Source organism: Delftia sp. WSY_12 (assembly GCF_043104645.1).
Taxonomy (GTDB): Bacteria; Pseudomonadota; Gammaproteobacteria; order Burkholderiales; family Burkholderiaceae_C; genus Comamonas; species Comamonas tsuruhatensis.
In genome coordinates, this window is record NZ_JBICKW010000060.1 from 14,857 (window position 1) to 30,411 (window position 15,555).

Annotated in this window: 12 protein-coding genes and 1 other RNA gene; 7 read left to right on the forward strand and 6 right to left on the reverse strand. The window is 67.8% G+C overall.

Annotated features, from left to right (window positions below):
* Positions 1-8: 8 nt before the first annotated feature.
* Together ACF8LI_RS26015 and ACF8LI_RS26020 are read right to left on the reverse strand one after the other, a co-directional pair.
* Entirely contained in the window at positions 9-1,334 is a 1,326-nt protein-coding gene (locus tag ACF8LI_RS26015) for an MFS transporter (RefSeq protein WP_016448052.1), read from the reverse strand.
* Positions 1,335-1,592: 258 nt separating this feature from the next.
* Positions 1,593-2,492 carry a DMT family transporter gene (locus ACF8LI_RS26020; protein WP_016448051.1) on the reverse strand — a complete coding sequence of 300 codons (900 nt, stop codon included), beginning with the start codon at positions 2,490-2,492 and terminating at the stop codon, positions 1,593-1,595.
* Positions 2,493-2,588: 96 nt separating this feature from the next.
* Here ACF8LI_RS26020 and ACF8LI_RS26025 point away from each other — a divergent pair, with 96 nt between their 5' ends.
* Both ACF8LI_RS26025 and rnpB read left to right on the forward strand, forming a co-directional pair.
* The gene (locus tag ACF8LI_RS26025) at positions 2,589-3,383 is read left to right on the forward strand and encodes a helix-turn-helix domain-containing protein (protein WP_016448050.1); all 795 of its coding nucleotides are present in this window, start codon (positions 2,589-2,591) and stop codon (positions 3,381-3,383) included.
* 56 nt (positions 3,384-3,439) lie between these two features.
* An RNA gene (gene rnpB, locus ACF8LI_RS26030) (RNase P RNA component class A) lies at positions 3,440-3,872 on the forward strand.
* 44 nt (positions 3,873-3,916) lie between these two features.
* Here the strand turns inward: rnpB and ACF8LI_RS26035 are convergent.
* The 4 genes from ACF8LI_RS26035 to ACF8LI_RS26050 all read right to left on the reverse strand — a co-directional run bounded on the left by ACF8LI_RS26035 (position 3,917) and on the right by ACF8LI_RS26050 (position 10,453).
* Positions 3,917-6,403, reverse strand: coding sequence for a TonB-dependent siderophore receptor (locus tag ACF8LI_RS26035; RefSeq protein WP_392414518.1), 2,487 nt, complete (start codon positions 6,401-6,403; stop codon positions 3,917-3,919).
* A 154-nt stretch (positions 6,404-6,557) separates the two neighbouring features.
* The gene (locus ACF8LI_RS26040; protein WP_392414519.1) at positions 6,558-7,880 is read right to left on the reverse strand and encodes a sigma-70 family RNA polymerase sigma factor; all 1,323 of its coding nucleotides are present in this window, start codon (positions 7,878-7,880) and stop codon (positions 6,558-6,560) included.
* Positions 7,881-7,975: 95 nt separating this feature from the next.
* Complete coding sequence (locus ACF8LI_RS26045) at positions 7,976-8,719, reverse strand: pseudouridine synthase (protein WP_012203381.1); 744 nt, start codon at positions 8,717-8,719, stop codon at positions 7,976-7,978.
* A gap of 63 nt (positions 8,720-8,782) precedes the next feature.
* Positions 8,783-10,453 (reverse strand): MBL fold metallo-hydrolase, encoded by a 1,671-nt coding sequence (locus ACF8LI_RS26050; RefSeq protein ID WP_070080665.1) that lies wholly within the window; start codon positions 10,451-10,453, stop codon positions 8,783-8,785.
* 127 nt (positions 10,454-10,580) lie between these two features.
* On the opposite strand from ACF8LI_RS26050, the gene dapF reads away from it, so the two are divergent.
* From dapF to dksA, 5 genes are all read left to right on the forward strand, one after another.
* Complete coding sequence (dapF, locus tag ACF8LI_RS26055) at positions 10,581-11,441, forward strand: diaminopimelate epimerase (RefSeq protein ID WP_016448046.1); 861 nt, start codon at positions 10,581-10,583, stop codon at positions 11,439-11,441.
* On the forward strand, positions 11,438-12,151 hold the full coding sequence (locus tag ACF8LI_RS26060; RefSeq protein ID WP_016448045.1) for a DUF484 family protein: 714 nt from the start codon (positions 11,438-11,440) through the stop codon (positions 12,149-12,151). Before dapF ends, ACF8LI_RS26060 begins: the two co-directional genes overlap by 4 nt.
* Positions 12,152-12,165: 14 nt before the next feature.
* Positions 12,166-13,254, forward strand: coding sequence for a tyrosine recombinase XerC (locus ACF8LI_RS26065; protein WP_016453127.1), 1,089 nt, complete (start codon positions 12,166-12,168; stop codon positions 13,252-13,254).
* 134 nt (positions 13,255-13,388) lie between these two features.
* Positions 13,389-14,510 (forward strand): GTP-binding protein, encoded by a 1,122-nt coding sequence (locus ACF8LI_RS26070; RefSeq protein ID WP_252653259.1) that lies wholly within the window; start codon positions 13,389-13,391, stop codon positions 14,508-14,510.
* A 530-nt stretch (positions 14,511-15,040) separates the two neighbouring features.
* The gene (gene dksA, locus ACF8LI_RS26075) at positions 15,041-15,535 is read left to right on the forward strand and encodes an RNA polymerase-binding protein DksA (protein ID WP_016448042.1); all 495 of its coding nucleotides are present in this window, start codon (positions 15,041-15,043) and stop codon (positions 15,533-15,535) included.
* The last annotated feature ends 20 nt before the right edge of the window (positions 15,536-15,555 follow it).

Consider the following 15,555-nt stretch of genomic DNA (forward strand, 5'->3'; position numbering starts at 1 on the left):
CGCAGGCCTCACTGCTTCCTGACGAAGAGCACGACCAGGAAGGCCGCCAGGAATTCGAGGGCTGCCACGAAGTACAGGCCCGAGGACAGCGATCCCGTGCTGGTCTTGAGCGCGCCGATCATGTAGGGCGCCACGAAGCCGGCCAGGTTGCCGATGGAGTTGATCAGTGCAATGCCGCCGGCCGCCGCCGTGCCGGCCAGGAAGGCGGCAGGAATCGACCAGAACACGGGAAAGGCCGCGAGGATGCCGATGGAGGCCAGCGTCAGCGCGCACAGGGCGAGCACGGCGTTGTGCAGGAACAGGCCCGTGAGGATCAGGCCCGCCGCCGCGATCAGCGCGGACAGGGCGCAGTGCATGCGGCGCTCGCCGGTCTTGTCCGAATGCATGCCGTTCCAGACCATGGCCAGCGTGCCGGCCAGGAAGGGAATGGCCGAGATCAGGCCGATCTGCAGCGTGTTCTGGATGCCGATCTCCTTGATGATGGACGGCGACCAGAACGCGATGGTGGCGTTGCCGCTGACGATGCAGAAATACACGGCGGCGCACAGCCACACGCGGTAGTTGCGGCAGGCATCCAGGAAGGACACATGCTTGTGGCCGCCCTGGTTCTCGGCCTCCACGGCGGCGGTCACGGCGCGCTGCTCGGCCGCGCTCAGCCACCTGGCGTTGGCGGGCTTTTCGGGCAGGTACAGCAGCACGAAGAAGCCGGCGATCACCGAGGGAATGCCTTCCAGGATGAACAGCCACTGCCAGTTGGACAGATGGCCCACGCCCTGCATGCCATTCATGATGGCGCCCGCAATCGGGCCGCCCACGGCGCCGGCAATGGCGAACGAGGTCATGAACAGGCCGTTGACGCGCGCCCGGTGGCGGGCCGGGAACCAGTAGGTCAGGTACAGCACCACGCCGGGGAAGAAGCCGGCCTCCACCACGCCCAGCACGAAGCGCAGCACGTAGAACATGGTGGGCGTGGTCACGTAGGCCATGGCCATGGAGGCCGCGCCCCACAGGATGGTGATGCGCGCCAGCGTCTTGCGTGCGCCGATCTTCTCCAGCAGCAGGTTGCTGGGCACCTCGAACAGGAAGTAGCCGATGAAGAAGATGCCTGCGCCCAGGCCGTAGATGGCCTCGCTGAACTGCAGGTCGTCCAGCATCTGCAGCTTGGCGAAACCGACGTTGACGCGGTCTATCCAGGCCAGGATGAAGAGCAGGACCAGAAAAGGGATCAGGCGCCAGGCGATCTTGCGGTAGGTGGCGTCCATGTCGAGGGACGCGGCCTCGCCGGCGCCTGTGCTCTGTGCGAGGGGATGTGCGGCGGATGCCGGGCTGCTCATGGGGTGTCTCCTGTCTTCGAAAGTGCAGCGGGCACACGGGCCAGGCCGCTGGGACCGGGCCCGTGTGTCGTGGGAACCTCAGGCGTCTGGCGCTTGCAGCGGTTCCTTTGGCGGCAGTATCGAAAGGCAGGACAGGGCTGTCCAACAAGAAATTATGAGCAGGCCTGAATGCAAATTCTTATGGGCAGCAATGGTGCGGGCGCCGCACCGGCATGCGGCATGCGTGCACCATTTGCGCTCGGGAAAACCCTGATTTTTTCAGGCGGTGGCGGCGGCACGCGGCGCACGCAAGGGCTGCTTCCACAGCTCGGCCAGCAGCAGGCCGCCGATGGTCAGCACGCCGCCCACGGCGTGGTAGGCCGCCAGGGGCTCGCCCAATGCCATGAAGGCGATCACGGCCGTGAAGATGGGTACCAGGTTGAAGAACATGCTGGAGCGGCCCGGCCCGATGCGCGCCACCGACATCATCCACAGCAGCGGCGCGGCGATGGAGGCCATGATGCCCGCAAAGCCCACCAGCGGCAGGTTGGCCGCGTTCAGCCCCGTGCGCGGCGCCATCAGGAACAGCGGCAGCTGCGCGATCACGGCCACCAGGATCTGCAGGTACAGCAGTTGCACCGTGGCCAGGCGCGGCATGGGCCAGCGCTTGAGCAGGATGTTGTAGACGGCATAGGCCAGCATGGCCACGAACATCAGCGCGTCACCGCCATTGAGGCCCTGGGTGAGCAAGGTGGCAGGCTGCCCCGAAGACACCACCAGGGCCACGCCCGCAATCGCCAGCACGCAGCCCAGCACGGCGCCCCGGCTCAGCGCCTGGCCCAGCATGGCGGTGGACAGGCCCAGCACCATCATGGGCGTGAGCGAGCCGATCAGGCCCATGTGCGTGGCCGATGTCATATGGGCCGCGTAGTAGGCCAGGCTCTGGTAGATCACCATGCCCAGCATTCCCAGCACGACGAGGCGCGGCAGCAGCGGCCGGATGTCGGCGCGCTGGCGCCAGATGGACGGCAGCAGGAAAGGCGTGAACAGCACGGCTGCCACCAGCCAGCGGTAGAAACCGATCTCGGCCGCGCCGATGCTGTCGGCCGCCATCTTGCTGACCACGGTATTGACCGACCAGATGAGCACGGCGATCAAAGGGAAAAGGTAAGACCCCATTGGAAGACTCCTAAGACTGGTCCTATGATCGTTCTGTCCGACTTGGAGTGCATCCCTGGTTTCGGACAATCGATAGCGCAACCCGGACCATCCGCCATGCCCCGTACCAGCAAGCCCATGCGCATCCAGAACGTCGAGGATGTGCCGGGCGAGTACTACTTCCGCTACGACGAATTCGGCGCCGACACCGAGGTGCCGCCGCACAGCCACAGCTGGGGTCACCTCAACTACACGCCCCACGGCAGCATGTGCATGGACACGGCAGGCCAGCGCTGGGTCTCGCCGCCGCAGTACGGCGTCTGGGTGCCGCCCGGCGTGGTGCACAGCTGCCATGTGGCGCACGCCGTGGTCTACCGCTCGGTCTACCTGGCGCCTGCGTTGTGCAGGGAGCTGCCGGCGCAGCCGTGCTCCATGCGCATCGGCGCCATCGTCAAGGCCATCCTGGCCGACTTTGCCGTGCGCGACGTGCACATTCCCGCCACCGACGCCGACCTGCGCCTGGCCCGTGTGCTCTACGACCAGTTGCGGGCCGTTCCCGTGGAGCCCGGCTATCTGCCGGCCGCCGAACACCCGGCCCTGGTCGAAGTGCTGACCCGCATGCGCGCTGCGCCCGAGGACCACCGCAGCCTGGCCCAATGGGCCGCCAGCGTGCACATGACCGAGCGCACCCTGGCGCGCCACTGCCAGCGCGAACTGGGCATGGGCCTGGGCGAATGGCGCCAGCGCATGCGCTACCTGCTGGCCATCGATGCGCTGGAGGCCGGCCTGAGCGTGCAGCAGATCGCCTATGACCTGGGCTACAGCACGCCCTCGGCCTTCATCGCCATGTTCCAGCGCGAGGCCGGCACCTCACCCGAACAATTCCGCCGCGAGTTCTGCATGCCGCCGTGAGGCTGTTGCGCCATCTGCCTGCAGCCCGGCCCCAGCCGCGAGATAATGCCGCCCGTGAAGCACGCCAGACCGCCGCTGGTGCAATCGTGGAAACACGGCACTGGAGGAACGTCCGGACTGCACAGGGCAGCGTAGCAGCTAACGGCTGTCCACCGTGAGGTGAGGATCAGAGCAACAGAGACGAGTCGGGGACATGTGCCGCCAACTTGGTGTTCTATGGGGTGCCAGCGCAAGCTGGCGACGGATGGCGCAAGCCAGACGCCCAGGCGAAAGCCTGGGCCCCATAGCCACCCGGGGACGCGGAACGCGTCCCCGGGTGAAACGGGCAATCTCTACGCGCAGCAATACCAAGTAGGCATACGTTGACGGGGCCCCCGGAGTGTGCGGGTAGGTAGCACCGAGCCGGGCGGCGACGCCCGGCCCAGATTAATGGCGGTCACATGCGGGCAACCGCGTGCACAGAATCCGGCTTATCGGCGCGCTTCACACTTTTTTCCATGCCCCGCCACCGGCGGGGCATTTTCATGGGCGGTTCAGAACTGGTATTTGGCCGTCAGCAGCAGCCTGCGTGGCACGCCGAAATAGTTGCCGCCGTTGTTCGTGCCCAGGGTCTCGAAGTAGTGGCGGTCGAACAGGTTGCTGATGTTCATCTGCAGGTCCAGCTGCCGGTTCACCCGATAGCCGATGACCAGGTCGGCCACGGCATGGGCGGGCTGGCGGATTGCATAGCCCTCGGCGCTGGTCAGCGACTCGGACGTGGTGCGGCTCTGGTAGCGCAGGCCGCCGCCCACGCGCCATGCGCCCAGCTCGCCGCCCAGGTGGTACATGGCCGACAGCTTGAGCTGGTGGCGCGGCGTGTAGCTGGCATAGGGCGCGCCCTTGGCGCCTTCGGTGCTGTCGCTGGCGATCTTGGCCTGGGTGAAGGTATAGCCAAGGCCGGCGTTCAGGCGCGGCAGGATCTCGCCGCTGATGTCCACGTCCAGCCCCTTGCTCTTGACCTTGCCGACGGAGCGGTAGCAATTGGTCTTCACTGTGCAGGAGTTGATGTCCGCGATGGCCTGGGGCAGGTTGTCCTGCGTGGTGTTGAACACGGCAACGGCCAGGTTCACGCGCTCGTCCAGGTAGCTGCCCTTGAGGCCCAGCTCGAAGTTGCGGCCCTCCACCGGCGCCAGCATGCTGCCCGAGACATCCAGAAAATCCTGCGGCCGGAAGATGCTGGTGTAGCTGGCATAGGCCGAGTAGGTCTTGCTGATGTCATAGGTCAGCGCCGCATAGGGCGTGGCATGGGCTTTCTCGCTGAATTCGCGCTCCCGGCTCCAGCTGCCCTGGCGCTGGACGTTGGTGAAGTCGTACCAGTCCAGGCGCGCGCCGGCGATCAGGTTCAGTGGCTCGGCCAGCAGGAAGCGGCCCGTGGCGTAGGCCGAGGTGAGCGTGGTCTTCTGGCGGCGCGTCCACAGGTCTTCGGCCAGCAGGCCGGAGCGGTCCAGCGAGTCGGGGTTCCAGGTATAGGGATCGACGCCATTGGCGATCAGCCATTCCCCCGTGGGCGACAGGTAGCTGTAGCCCTGGTCGCTCCAGCGGATGGTGCGGCGGCTGAGGCCGAAGGCCAGGTCATGCTCGCGGCCGAACAGGCGCACGGGGCCCTGGGCCGAGGCATCGAGGCTGAGCTGGCGCTTGTCGTAGTCGTACAGGCCGCCGGCCACGTCGTAGCGCGTGCGGCCCTGGTCGTCCAGGCCGCCCGAGACCAGGTAGGCGCCGTCCAGCGCGGACTTGGCCTGCAGGGCGCGCGCGGCCAGCCTGGCCTTCCAGCCGTTGTCGAAGCGGTGCTCCAGGTCGGCGAACAGGCTGACCTCCTTCTTGTCCCATTTGCTCCAGGAGGGCGAGAAACGCCTGGATCGCGCAATGTCGAGGAAGGAGCCATCGAAGCCCATGGGCACGCCCATCCATTGCGAGCCGGGATTGTCTTCGTTCACATAGGAGCCGCCCACGCTCAGCGTGGTGTCGCGCCCCAGGTCGAACTCGGCGGTGCCGTACAGCAGCTGGCGGCGGCTGCTGTAGCCATCGATGAAGTGGTCGCGCGACTGGGCCGAGGCCACCACACGCCCGCGCGCCGAGCCGTCCTCGTTGAGGGCGCCGCCCACATCGACCTCGCCCACGGCCTGGTTCCAGCTGCCGCCGCGCAGGGTGACCGAGCGCTGGGTGGTGCGCGGCGCGCGCTTGCGCACGAAGTTGATGGTGCCCGAAGGGTCGCCCACGCCCGTCATCAGCCCCGTGGGGCCGCGCACCACTTCCACGTGGTCGTACATGGCCATGGTGTCGTAGGTGGAGGTGTCGGTTTCATACGAGACGGGCACGCCGTCCTGCAGGAACGAACCGATCACGAACCCGCGCGAGAAATAGCGCGCCCGGTCGTCGCTCCAGCGGTTGATGGTGATGCCGGTGGCGCTGTTGGCCACGTCGTCGATGGACAGCATGCCCTGGTCGTCCATCTTCTGGCGGGTGACCACGGTGAGGGACTGGGGCGTCTCGCGGATGGACAGCGGCAGCTTGGTCGAGGTGCTCATCAGCCCCGTGGTGTAGGAGCCCGAGCCCTCGGTGGTCGTGGTCTCGCCCACGGCGGAGACCGTGACTTCGGGCAGGGCCACGGTGCCGGCGGGCTTTTCCACCACCAGCGTGCCCTGGCTCACATGGCCTTCCAGCCCGCTGCCGCGCAGCAGCCGGGCCACGGCGGCGGCGGTGCTCAGGCGCCCTTCCACGGCGGGCGCACGGCGGCCCTGCACCAGTTCAGGCGCGGCCAGCAGCTGCAGGCCAGCCTGGCGGGCCAGTTGGGCCAGCGCCTGGTCCAGCGGCTGGGCGGGAATGTGGAAGTCGGTGCTGGCGGCCGTGGCCGGGGCCGGTGCTGCCTGGGCCAGTGCGGCTGGAGACAGCTGCAGGGCCAGCAGCGCGATGCCCGCGGCAACGGCATGGTGGCGGGCAAGGCTGCAGGCAAGGCGGGAAGGCTTGGAGGGGAATGAAGACATGGAAGGTCCCGTGGCGGATCTGGGCAATGGCGATTCCCGGGCTGCGAATGCGTCGCGTTCCCGGGTCCTCATGCCTATACGAACGGGCGCAGACATTCCCTCACGCCTGGTGCGCATGCGCCGTGCATTCCGGTGCCATGGGCGCATCAGCGCATCAGCTGCGGCGGCGGATGACCAGGGTGCGCCCGGTTCCCGGGCCCTGCTCCTTTTCCTGCACCTCTTCCTGCACGCTGACCGGCAGGGTGCGCGGCAGCATGCGCAGCCAGCCCTGGGCCGCCGCAATGCGCACGCGCCCGAGCACGGGCAGGGCGGCGGCGTCGGGCTCCACGCGCAGTGGCTGCAGGCTGTAGCGCTCCAGGCGGCGGGCGACCTCGGCCAGCGGCGTGTTCTGGAAGTCCAGCCAGCCTTCGCGCCAAGCGGCCACAGCCGCAACCGTTTGCACGGCGGCCGTCTGGCCTGGCGCCAGGCGCAGCATCTGGCCTGCGCCCAGTTCATGCCGGGCGCCGCTGCCGTCGCGCACCTGCACGCGGCCCGCATCGACGGCGACCAGCACCGCATCGTCCTCCAGCGCCACCTCGAAGCGCGTGCCCAGCACGGTGACCTGTACGTCCGCCGCCTGGACCATGAAGGGCCGTTCCGTGTCGCGCGCCACGGCGAAGAATGCGCTGCCGGCCAGCAGCCGCACCTGGCGGCGCGTGGCGTAGAAGTCCACCTCGGCACGGCTGGCGGCGTCCAGCGTCAAGCTGCTGCCGTCGGGCAGGGGCTGGTTCAGCAGGCGGCCGGTGGCCGTGGCCAGTCGCACCTGGTACTGCGGCATCCACTGGCGCCAGGCCAGCCACATCGCCGGGCTGCCGACACCCAGGCCCGCCATCCCCAGCAGGGTGGACAGGGCGCGGCGGCGGCCCGTGCGTGGTGCGGGTGCGGCGGTGTCTCCGCGCCAGCGGCGCAGCGAGGCTTCCACGCTGTCCATGGCGCGCATGACCTCGCGTTCCACGGTTTTGACCGAGACGCCGTGGCGCTCGGCCAGCTCGGCATGCGAGGCGCCCTCGATGCGGTCGGCCAGGAAGATGTCGCGGCAGCGCGCGGGCAACTGCGCCAGGGCGCCTTCGACCCCGGCCAGGGCCTGGCGGTAGGAATGGGTGTCGGCCACATCGGGGCTGAGGGGGGAGGGCGGCTCGCCTTCCCTCGCGCTGGTGTCAAAGCGCTCGGCCGTGCGCTGGCCATGGCGCAGGTGGTCGATGGCGATGTTCTCCATCACCGCGTAGAGATAGGCGCGGCTGGCGCCTGGCGGACTGTCCGGCGCGGCGGGCGCATTGCTTTCGCCGCGCTGGCGTTCGGCCAGGCGTATCCAGGCGTCATGCACCAGGTCACGCGCGGCCTGCGGGCCGGCGCGGCGCGCCACGAAGCGCACCAGCTCGTGGTAGCTGTCCTGGAAGGTGCTCAGCAGGGAAGAAGAGGAAGAGGCGGGCGCAGGCATGCGGGAGGCCCGAAGGCAGCACGGGAATCCCGCATTCTATGAAATGATTCTCATTTGCCGAATGCGCTGCCCGCCGCGCACCCGGCAATGCCGGCCTAGAACCGCTCCCAGGGCATCAGGTAGCGCCACTGGCCTTCGGGCACCTTGGCCAGAGAGAGGCGGCCAATGCGCAGGCGGCGCAGGCTGACCACGCGAAGGCCCACTTCGGTGCACATGGCGTCGATCTCGTCGGGGGCGATGCCCTTGAGCGCAAAGCGCAGATGGTTCTCGTTCTGCCAGCTCACGCGGCAGGGCGGCAGCTGGCGCTTGCCGATCGGCAGGCCGGCCTTCATCAGCTCCAGGCCGTCCTCGTGGATCTGGCCCTCGACGCCGACGATGCATTCCTGCTCCAGCCACATGCCTTCCTCGCCCAGCTTGCGCGCCACGCGCTTGTCCTGGGTGTAGACGATGAGGCCGCTGGCCGGCAGCGGCAGGGGCAAAAAGGACTCGAGGTTCTTGAAGTGCTGGGCCAGCACCAGCAGCGGCATGGGCGTGTCCACCTGGGCCATGCTGGCTTCGCCCAGCAGGGAGTGGGCGCTGCGCACCCGGCCATAGGGCCGGCCCTGGGTATAGCCCGCAGGCTTGTTCATCAGCAGGGTGACGGGCGGCACGGCCTCGGGCTGGGCGCCGCTGCGCAGCGTGACCTGCTGCTCGGGGCGCACGCGCGTCTCGGGCAGTTGCACGACCTTGCCGTCCACCTGGACGTTGCCGGCGGTGATATGCAGCTCGGCCTCGCGGCGCGAGCATTGTTCCTGTTCGGCCAGGCGCTTGGCCAGGCGAACGCTTTCAGATTCAGACATGCGCGCAGCTTAACCAGATACCAGGCCCCGCGCGCGTCGTCGGTCATTGCCGGTCATTGCTGGTCATTGCCGCCCGCACAGCGCACGGATGCGCTCCACATGCGCCAGCAGCGAGCGCTCGGCAATCGGCCACAGCTGCGGCGGGGCGTCGTCATAGGCCAGCCGCACCCAGTCCTGCACGCTGCCGTCGGGCTGTCTTTGCATGGCGGCCAGCACCTTGGCCTCGCGCGCCAGCCGGTGGGCCTTCAGCTTGGCGATCGCCTGGCGCGCAAAGCCCAGCACATAGCCATGGGCCGGCAGGATGAAGCGCGCATCGTGCGCGGCGCACAGCGCGTCCAGCCTGTCCAGCGAATCGATGTACTCGCGCATGTTGCCGTCGGGCGGATCGATGATGGTGGTGCTGCCGTTGAGGATGTGGTCGCCGCTGAACAGCAGGGCATCTTCCTCCAGCAGAAAGCACACGTGGTTGGCCGCATGGCCCGGCGTGAACACGGCCTGCAGCGTGTGGGTGACGGTGCCTTGCGCATCCTGCACGGCGATGCGCTGGCCATCTGCCAGCACGTGGTCTGGCGTGAAGCGGCTGGCCGGCCGGGCCGTGGGTGCCGAAGGCAGGCCGCCGATGGCCGGGCGTGGCTTGCCGGCCTGCACCGCCAGCGCCTGCAGCAGGGCTGCGCCCGGCGAATGGTCGGCATGGGAGTGGGTGCACAGGATGTGGCGTATGTCGCCGCCGGCCGCCTCGAACAGGCGCTGCACATGGGCGGCGTCGGCCGGGCCGGGATCGATGCAGATGTAGCCCGTGGCGGCATCGCCCACCAGATAGCTGTTGGTGCCGGGGCCGGTCATCACGCCGGGGTTGGGGGCCGTCAGGCGCAGCAGGTTCTTGCGCAGGGGCACGGCGCGCTCGCTCTGCCAGTCCAGCGTGTGCAGGATCTGGCCGTCCGGGCAGACCATTTCCAGCTCGCCGAAGGGGGCCTCGTCCTCCATGTGGCGGGCTTCCTTGCCATCGAGAAAGCCGGTGCGCGGGCAGCACTGCCACAGCGGCCGCTCGCCTTGCAGGGCGGCGAACACGGCATCGGTGCCCGCGAAGCGGCTGAGCCGGTCCAGCGTGCGGATGGTGGGAAAGATCATGGGAAAGCTGCCGGCGCGGTGGCGCTCCAGCGCTTGCTGGGGGCTCACCCAGATGGGCTCGAACTGTTCCGATCCGTCGGCGTCAGGCTCCTGGCCTTCGGGCATGCGCGCCACGAAGAAAGGCACATCGAAGCGCCGGGGCAGGTCGCGGTCGGCCGTCCAGTGGGCCAGGTACCACAGCGCATCCACGGCCAGGCGCAGGCCGCGTGCCTCGCACTGGGGAACCAGGGGAGCATTGCGGTCCAGCGTGGCCAGCTCGGCGGCCGATACCGGTCGGCCCTGGGCATCGTGGGCCAGCAAAATGCCGAGCTCCTCGAAAGTCTCGCGCAGGCCGGCGATGGCCTGGGTGACGCGCAGGCCATCGCCGGCCTGGGCGGGGCGGGTGCTGGCGCAGGCATGGGCGGCGTCGGCAGAGTCCTGGGCCTCGATGCCGCCGCCCGGGAAGACATAGGCGCTGGGCACGAAGCTGGCCTTGGGCGAGCGCCTTGTCATGAGCACTTCCAGTCCGCTGCCATCGGCGCGGTCGCGCATCAGCAAAACGGTGGAGGCCTTGAGCGTGTCTACGGGCTGGCGCTGGGGGTGCAGGAGCTGGCTGGGGCGGGTCATGGGGGCATTATGCGGATGGACCTGCATCGTGCTGTTGCGCCGGAGACGCAGGCGGCTGGATGGCGGTCTGCACCAGGGCATGCCCCGGATTGCGCCATGAGGCTGCCGTGCAGGGGATAATCGCGGGATGCAGATCCGCTTTACCAAGATGCAGGGCGCTGGCAACGATTTCGTGGTCCTTGACGAAACCGCCGGCCCGCTGGGCCTGAGCGCAGCCCAGTACCGCTTTCTGGCCCACCGCCAATTCGGCGTGGGCGCCGACCAGATCCTCACGGTGCGGCCCTCGCCCGCCGAAGGCATCGACTTCGAATACGTGATCCACAACGCCGACGGCGGCGAGGTCGAGCAGTGCGGCAACGGCGCGCGCTGCTTTGCCCGCTATGTGCACGACAAGGGACTGACGGACAAGTCCGTCATCCGCGTGCAGACGCTGGCCGGCCTCATCGCCCCCGAGCTGCATGCCGATGGCCGCGTCACCGTGGACATGGGCCAGCCCGTGCTGGAGCCCGCCCTGGTGCCCTTCGATGGTGCAGGCCTGGTTCCCCGCCCGCTGGGTGCGGCGCAGCAATGGCCTCTGCAGCTGGGCGACGAGGCCACGGTCTGGATCGCCCCCGTTTCCATGGGCAACCCGCATGCGGTGCAGCTGGTGGACGATGTGGACCATGCGCCCGTGGCCACCTGGGGCCCGCTGATCGAGCGCCATGCGCGCTTTCCCCAGCGCGTCAATGCGGGATTCATGCAGATCGTCGATCGCGGCCAGATCCGGCTGCGTGTGTACGAGCGCGGTGCCGGCGAGACGCTGGCCTGCGGCACGGGCGCCTGCGCGGCCGTGGTGGCCGGCATCCGCTGGGGGCTGCTCGACGCGCGCGTCGATGTGCACACCCGCGGCGGCCGGCTGACCATCGAGTGGGACGGCGGCGCAGTGCGCATGACCGGCCCCGCAGAGTTTGTTTTTGAAGGACAGATCGAGGTTCCCGACCAGCCATGAACAGCACTACCGATATCGCCGTCACCGAAGAGACGATTGCCGACTACCTGCTGAACCATCCGGAATTCTTCGAGCGCCACGCCGAGATGCTCGCGCGCGTGCAGCTGGTCAGCAGCCACAGCCCGCGCACCGTAAGCCTGCAGGAACGCCAGGCCGAGATGCTGCGCGAGAAGATCAAGGGCCTGGAGCACCGCATCATGGACATGATGCGGCACAGCAGCGAGAACGCCTCCATCGCCGACAAGCTGCACGCCTGGAGCTGCGCCCTGGCCAAGGTCCAGGACCTGCGCGAACTGCCCCATGCGCTGACGGCCAGCCTGCAGCATGTCTTCGAGGTGCCCCAGGTGGCCCTGCGCCTGTGGAACGTCTCCGGCGCGCAGACCAGCAGCATCTACACCATGGGCGTCAGCGACGATGCCAAGTCCTTCGCTGCCTCGCTGACCATGCCGTTTTGCGGCCCCAACATGGGCTTCGAGCCCGGCGGCTGGCTGGTCGATCCCGACGCGGCCCAGTCCCTGGCCCTGCTCACCCTGCACGATGGCGACCCCGGCAACCCGGCCCATGCCTTCGGCATGCTGGTCCTGGGTTCGCCCGATCCGCTGCGCTTCGAGGCCACCATGGGCACGGAATTCCTCTCGCGCATCGCGGCCCTGGCCAGCGCGGCCCTCTCGCGCATGCGGCCCGTGGCGCTGACCCTGGCGCGCGGCTGATCGGCTGAAAGCCCATGCCGGGGGCATCGGACAGGGACGGGCTCCCGGAAGGCGGCCTTCCGGCAGAGGATCTGGAGGCAGAGGACCTGGCGCTGCTCCCCTCCGCCGTCCATGCCTATCTGGAGCATGTGCGCGTGCAAAAGCGCCTGGCCGACCGCACCTGCGAGCTCTATGCGCTGGACATGGCCCGGCTGTGCGCCATGGCCCGCGACGCCGGCCTGGATCTGCTGGCGCTGCAGCCCGCCCACATCCGCCGTTTCGTGGCCCGGATGCATTCCCGGGGCCGCAGCCCGCGCGGCATTGCGCTCATCCTGTCCGGCTGGCGCAGCTTCTTCCGCTGGGCGGCCCAGCAGTCGCTGGTGCCTTTCAATCCTGTGGAGGGCGTGCGCGGCCCCAAGGCACCCAAACCCCTGCCCAAGGCATTGGGCGTGGATGACGCCGTGCAGCTGGCCGCCTTCAGCAACGCCGATGCCGACCCCTGGATCGAGGCGCGCGACGCCGCCATCACCGAATTGCTGTACAGCTGCGGCCTGCGCGTGGGCGAGCTGGTGGGGCTGGACGTGGCGCCCGGCCAGGACACGCAGCGCCAGGGCCGTGGCTGGATAGACCTGCAGTCCGCCGACGCCCACGTGCAGGGCAAGGGCGGCAAGCGTCGCACCGTGCCCGTGGGAGCGGCCGCGCTGCAGGCGCTGCAGCGCTGGCTGGCCCTTCGGGAAACGGGTCTTGCGGGTGCGGCCGCGCAGGCTGCGCAACACGAACCCGCCCTTTTCATCGGCCGGCGCGGCGAGCGCCTTGGCGCGCAGTCGGTCTGGGCGCGGCTGCGCCAGCGCGGGCAGCAGGCCGGCCTTTCGGCCGGTGTCCATCCCCATGTGCTGCGGCATTCGTTCGCCAGCCACATGCTGCAGTCCAGTGGCGATCTGCGCGCCGTGCAGGAGCTGCTGGGCCACGCCAGCATCTCGACCACGCAGATTTACACGCGCCTGGATTTCCAGCATCTGGCCCAGGCCTACGAGAGCGCCCACCCGCGCGCGCGCCGCAAGAGCGGCGACAGCAGGCAAGTCGGCGAAATCGGCGAAACCCCTGAAAAGGACAACCTCGAATAAAAAAGGCCAAGCCCTCTGGCAAAACAGCACTTGACAGGCTCGCTAAACTTATTCGGAACGTCTTTTCGACAAGGCCCGTCCATGGTGGACGGGCCTTGCCGCTTCCCTTTGCTGAATTTTCTGAAAGCAATCCCATGGCACTGATTCCCGTCACCATCCTTACCGGCTTCCTGGGCTCGGGCAAGACCACGCTGCTCAAGCGCGTGCTCAGCGAGTCCCACGGCATGAAGATCGCCGTGATCGAGAACGAGTTCGGCGAAGAAAACATCGACACCGACATTCTCAAGACGGAGTCCAAGGAGCAGATCCTGCAGATGAGCAACGGCTGCATCTGCTGCACCATCCGCGAAGACCTGCGCGAGACCCTGCAGCTGCTGGCCTCCAAGCGCCGCAAGGGCCTGGTGGAGTTCGACCGCATCGTGATCGAGACCACGGGCCTGGCCGATCCCGGTCCCGTCGCCCAGACCTTCTTCATGGACGACGAGATCGCCGAGACCTATCTCATCGACTCCATCCTGACCCTGGTCGACGCCAAGCACGCCAACCAGCAGCTGGACGACCGCCAGGAAGCGCGCCGCCAGGTCGGCTTTGCCGACCAGCTCTTCCTGTCCAAGACCGATCTGGTCAGCGAGGACGAGAAGAACGCGCTCATCCACCGCCTCAAGCACATGAACCCGCGCGCGCCCATCCGCGCCGTGCATTTCGGCGAAGTGCCCCTGAACGAAGTCTTCGACCTGCGTGGCTTCAACCTCAATGCCAAGCTGGACATCGATCCCGACTTCCTCAAGGAAGACGATCACGACCACGGCCATGATCACAAGCACGAGCATGGCGAGCACTGCAGCCATGACCACGAGCATGACGAGAACTGCGGGCACGACCACGCCCACAGCCACGCCCATGATCACGAGCACGAGCACGGCGAACACTGCAATCATCCTCACCACCATCACCACGATGACGACGTCAAGAGCTTCGTCTACCGTGCCGACCGGGCGTTCGACCCGGCCCGCCTGGAGGACTTCCTGGGCGCCATCGTCAACATCTATGGCCCGCGCATGCTGCGCTACAAGGGCGTGCTGAACATGCAGGGCACGGAGCGCAAGGTCATCTTCCAGGGGGTGCACCAGCTCATGGGCAGCGACCTGGGACCGCAATGGGCCGAAGACGAAAAGCGCCAGAGCAAGATGGTCTTCATCGGCATCGACCTGCCCCAGGACATCTTCCTGCAGGGCCTGGAGCAGTGCCTGGTCTGAGCCGTCTGTGAACTTTTGTGAGGAATCACATGGTTTTTGCTGACATCTGATTGACGCAGGAGCCGCCCGCATCTGCAGGCGGTTCCTCTGCTTTCATGTGGGGTATGTGCAACGGCTTGCGCTCCTGTAGAGCATCGATACAATCGCGCCCCTGAAGAGAGCCCCCAAGCCCAATGGACTGCCCCGCAGGGGTCGCCCATACCGTGAGGAGACAGCAAGTGAGCGCCGAATCCAGCAAGAAGCCGTCAGTGGTCGCCCAGGCCCCGGCTGCAAGCCAGAAGGCCGCGGTCCGCACTGCGGTCGGCGTCGTCGACCTGGCCTCCCGCGCCGGCTGGAAAAGGGCTCTTTGCACGCACGGCCGCCGCACGGCCTGGATTGCCGCACCCCGCCGCAAGGGGAAGCCGGCAGGTTCCGCAACTGCGGCGATCGGCTGTCCTACATGGCATTCGACCCGGGCGCCTCGATTGACAGTACCATCCATGGCCCCGTCCGATGCCCCCGGCTCGGACTAAGTTAGCGAAACCAACACTATGCCTACCACTACGCAAACGCCTTCGTCGGGATCGACGAAACGAGACCCCAAGCTGGCCAATGCCTGGAAGACCAAGTCGGCGGAGGAGCTGACGGATGCCGAAGTGCTGGCCATGTCCGATGACGACTACATGAATGAGAAGCAGATGGCGTTCTTCCGCCTGAAGCTGCTCACTCTCAAGCACGACATGCACACCAACGCGGGCGAGACGGCAGAAAACCTGCGCGAGGACACCGTGGTGGTTCCCGATCCGGCCGACCGCGCCACCATCGAGGAAGAGCACGCGCTGGAACTGCGCACCCGCGACCGCGAGCGCAAGCTGCTCAAGAAGATCGAGCAATCCATTGCACGCATCGACGCAGGCGACTACGGCTACTGCGACGAAACCGGCGAGCCCATCGGCGTGGGCCGCCTGCTGGCCCGTCCCACGGCCACGCTGTCGCTGGAGGCCCAGCAGCGACGCGAGCTCAAGCAGAAGATGTACGGAGATTGAGTTGCGGCAACGGCCTTCGG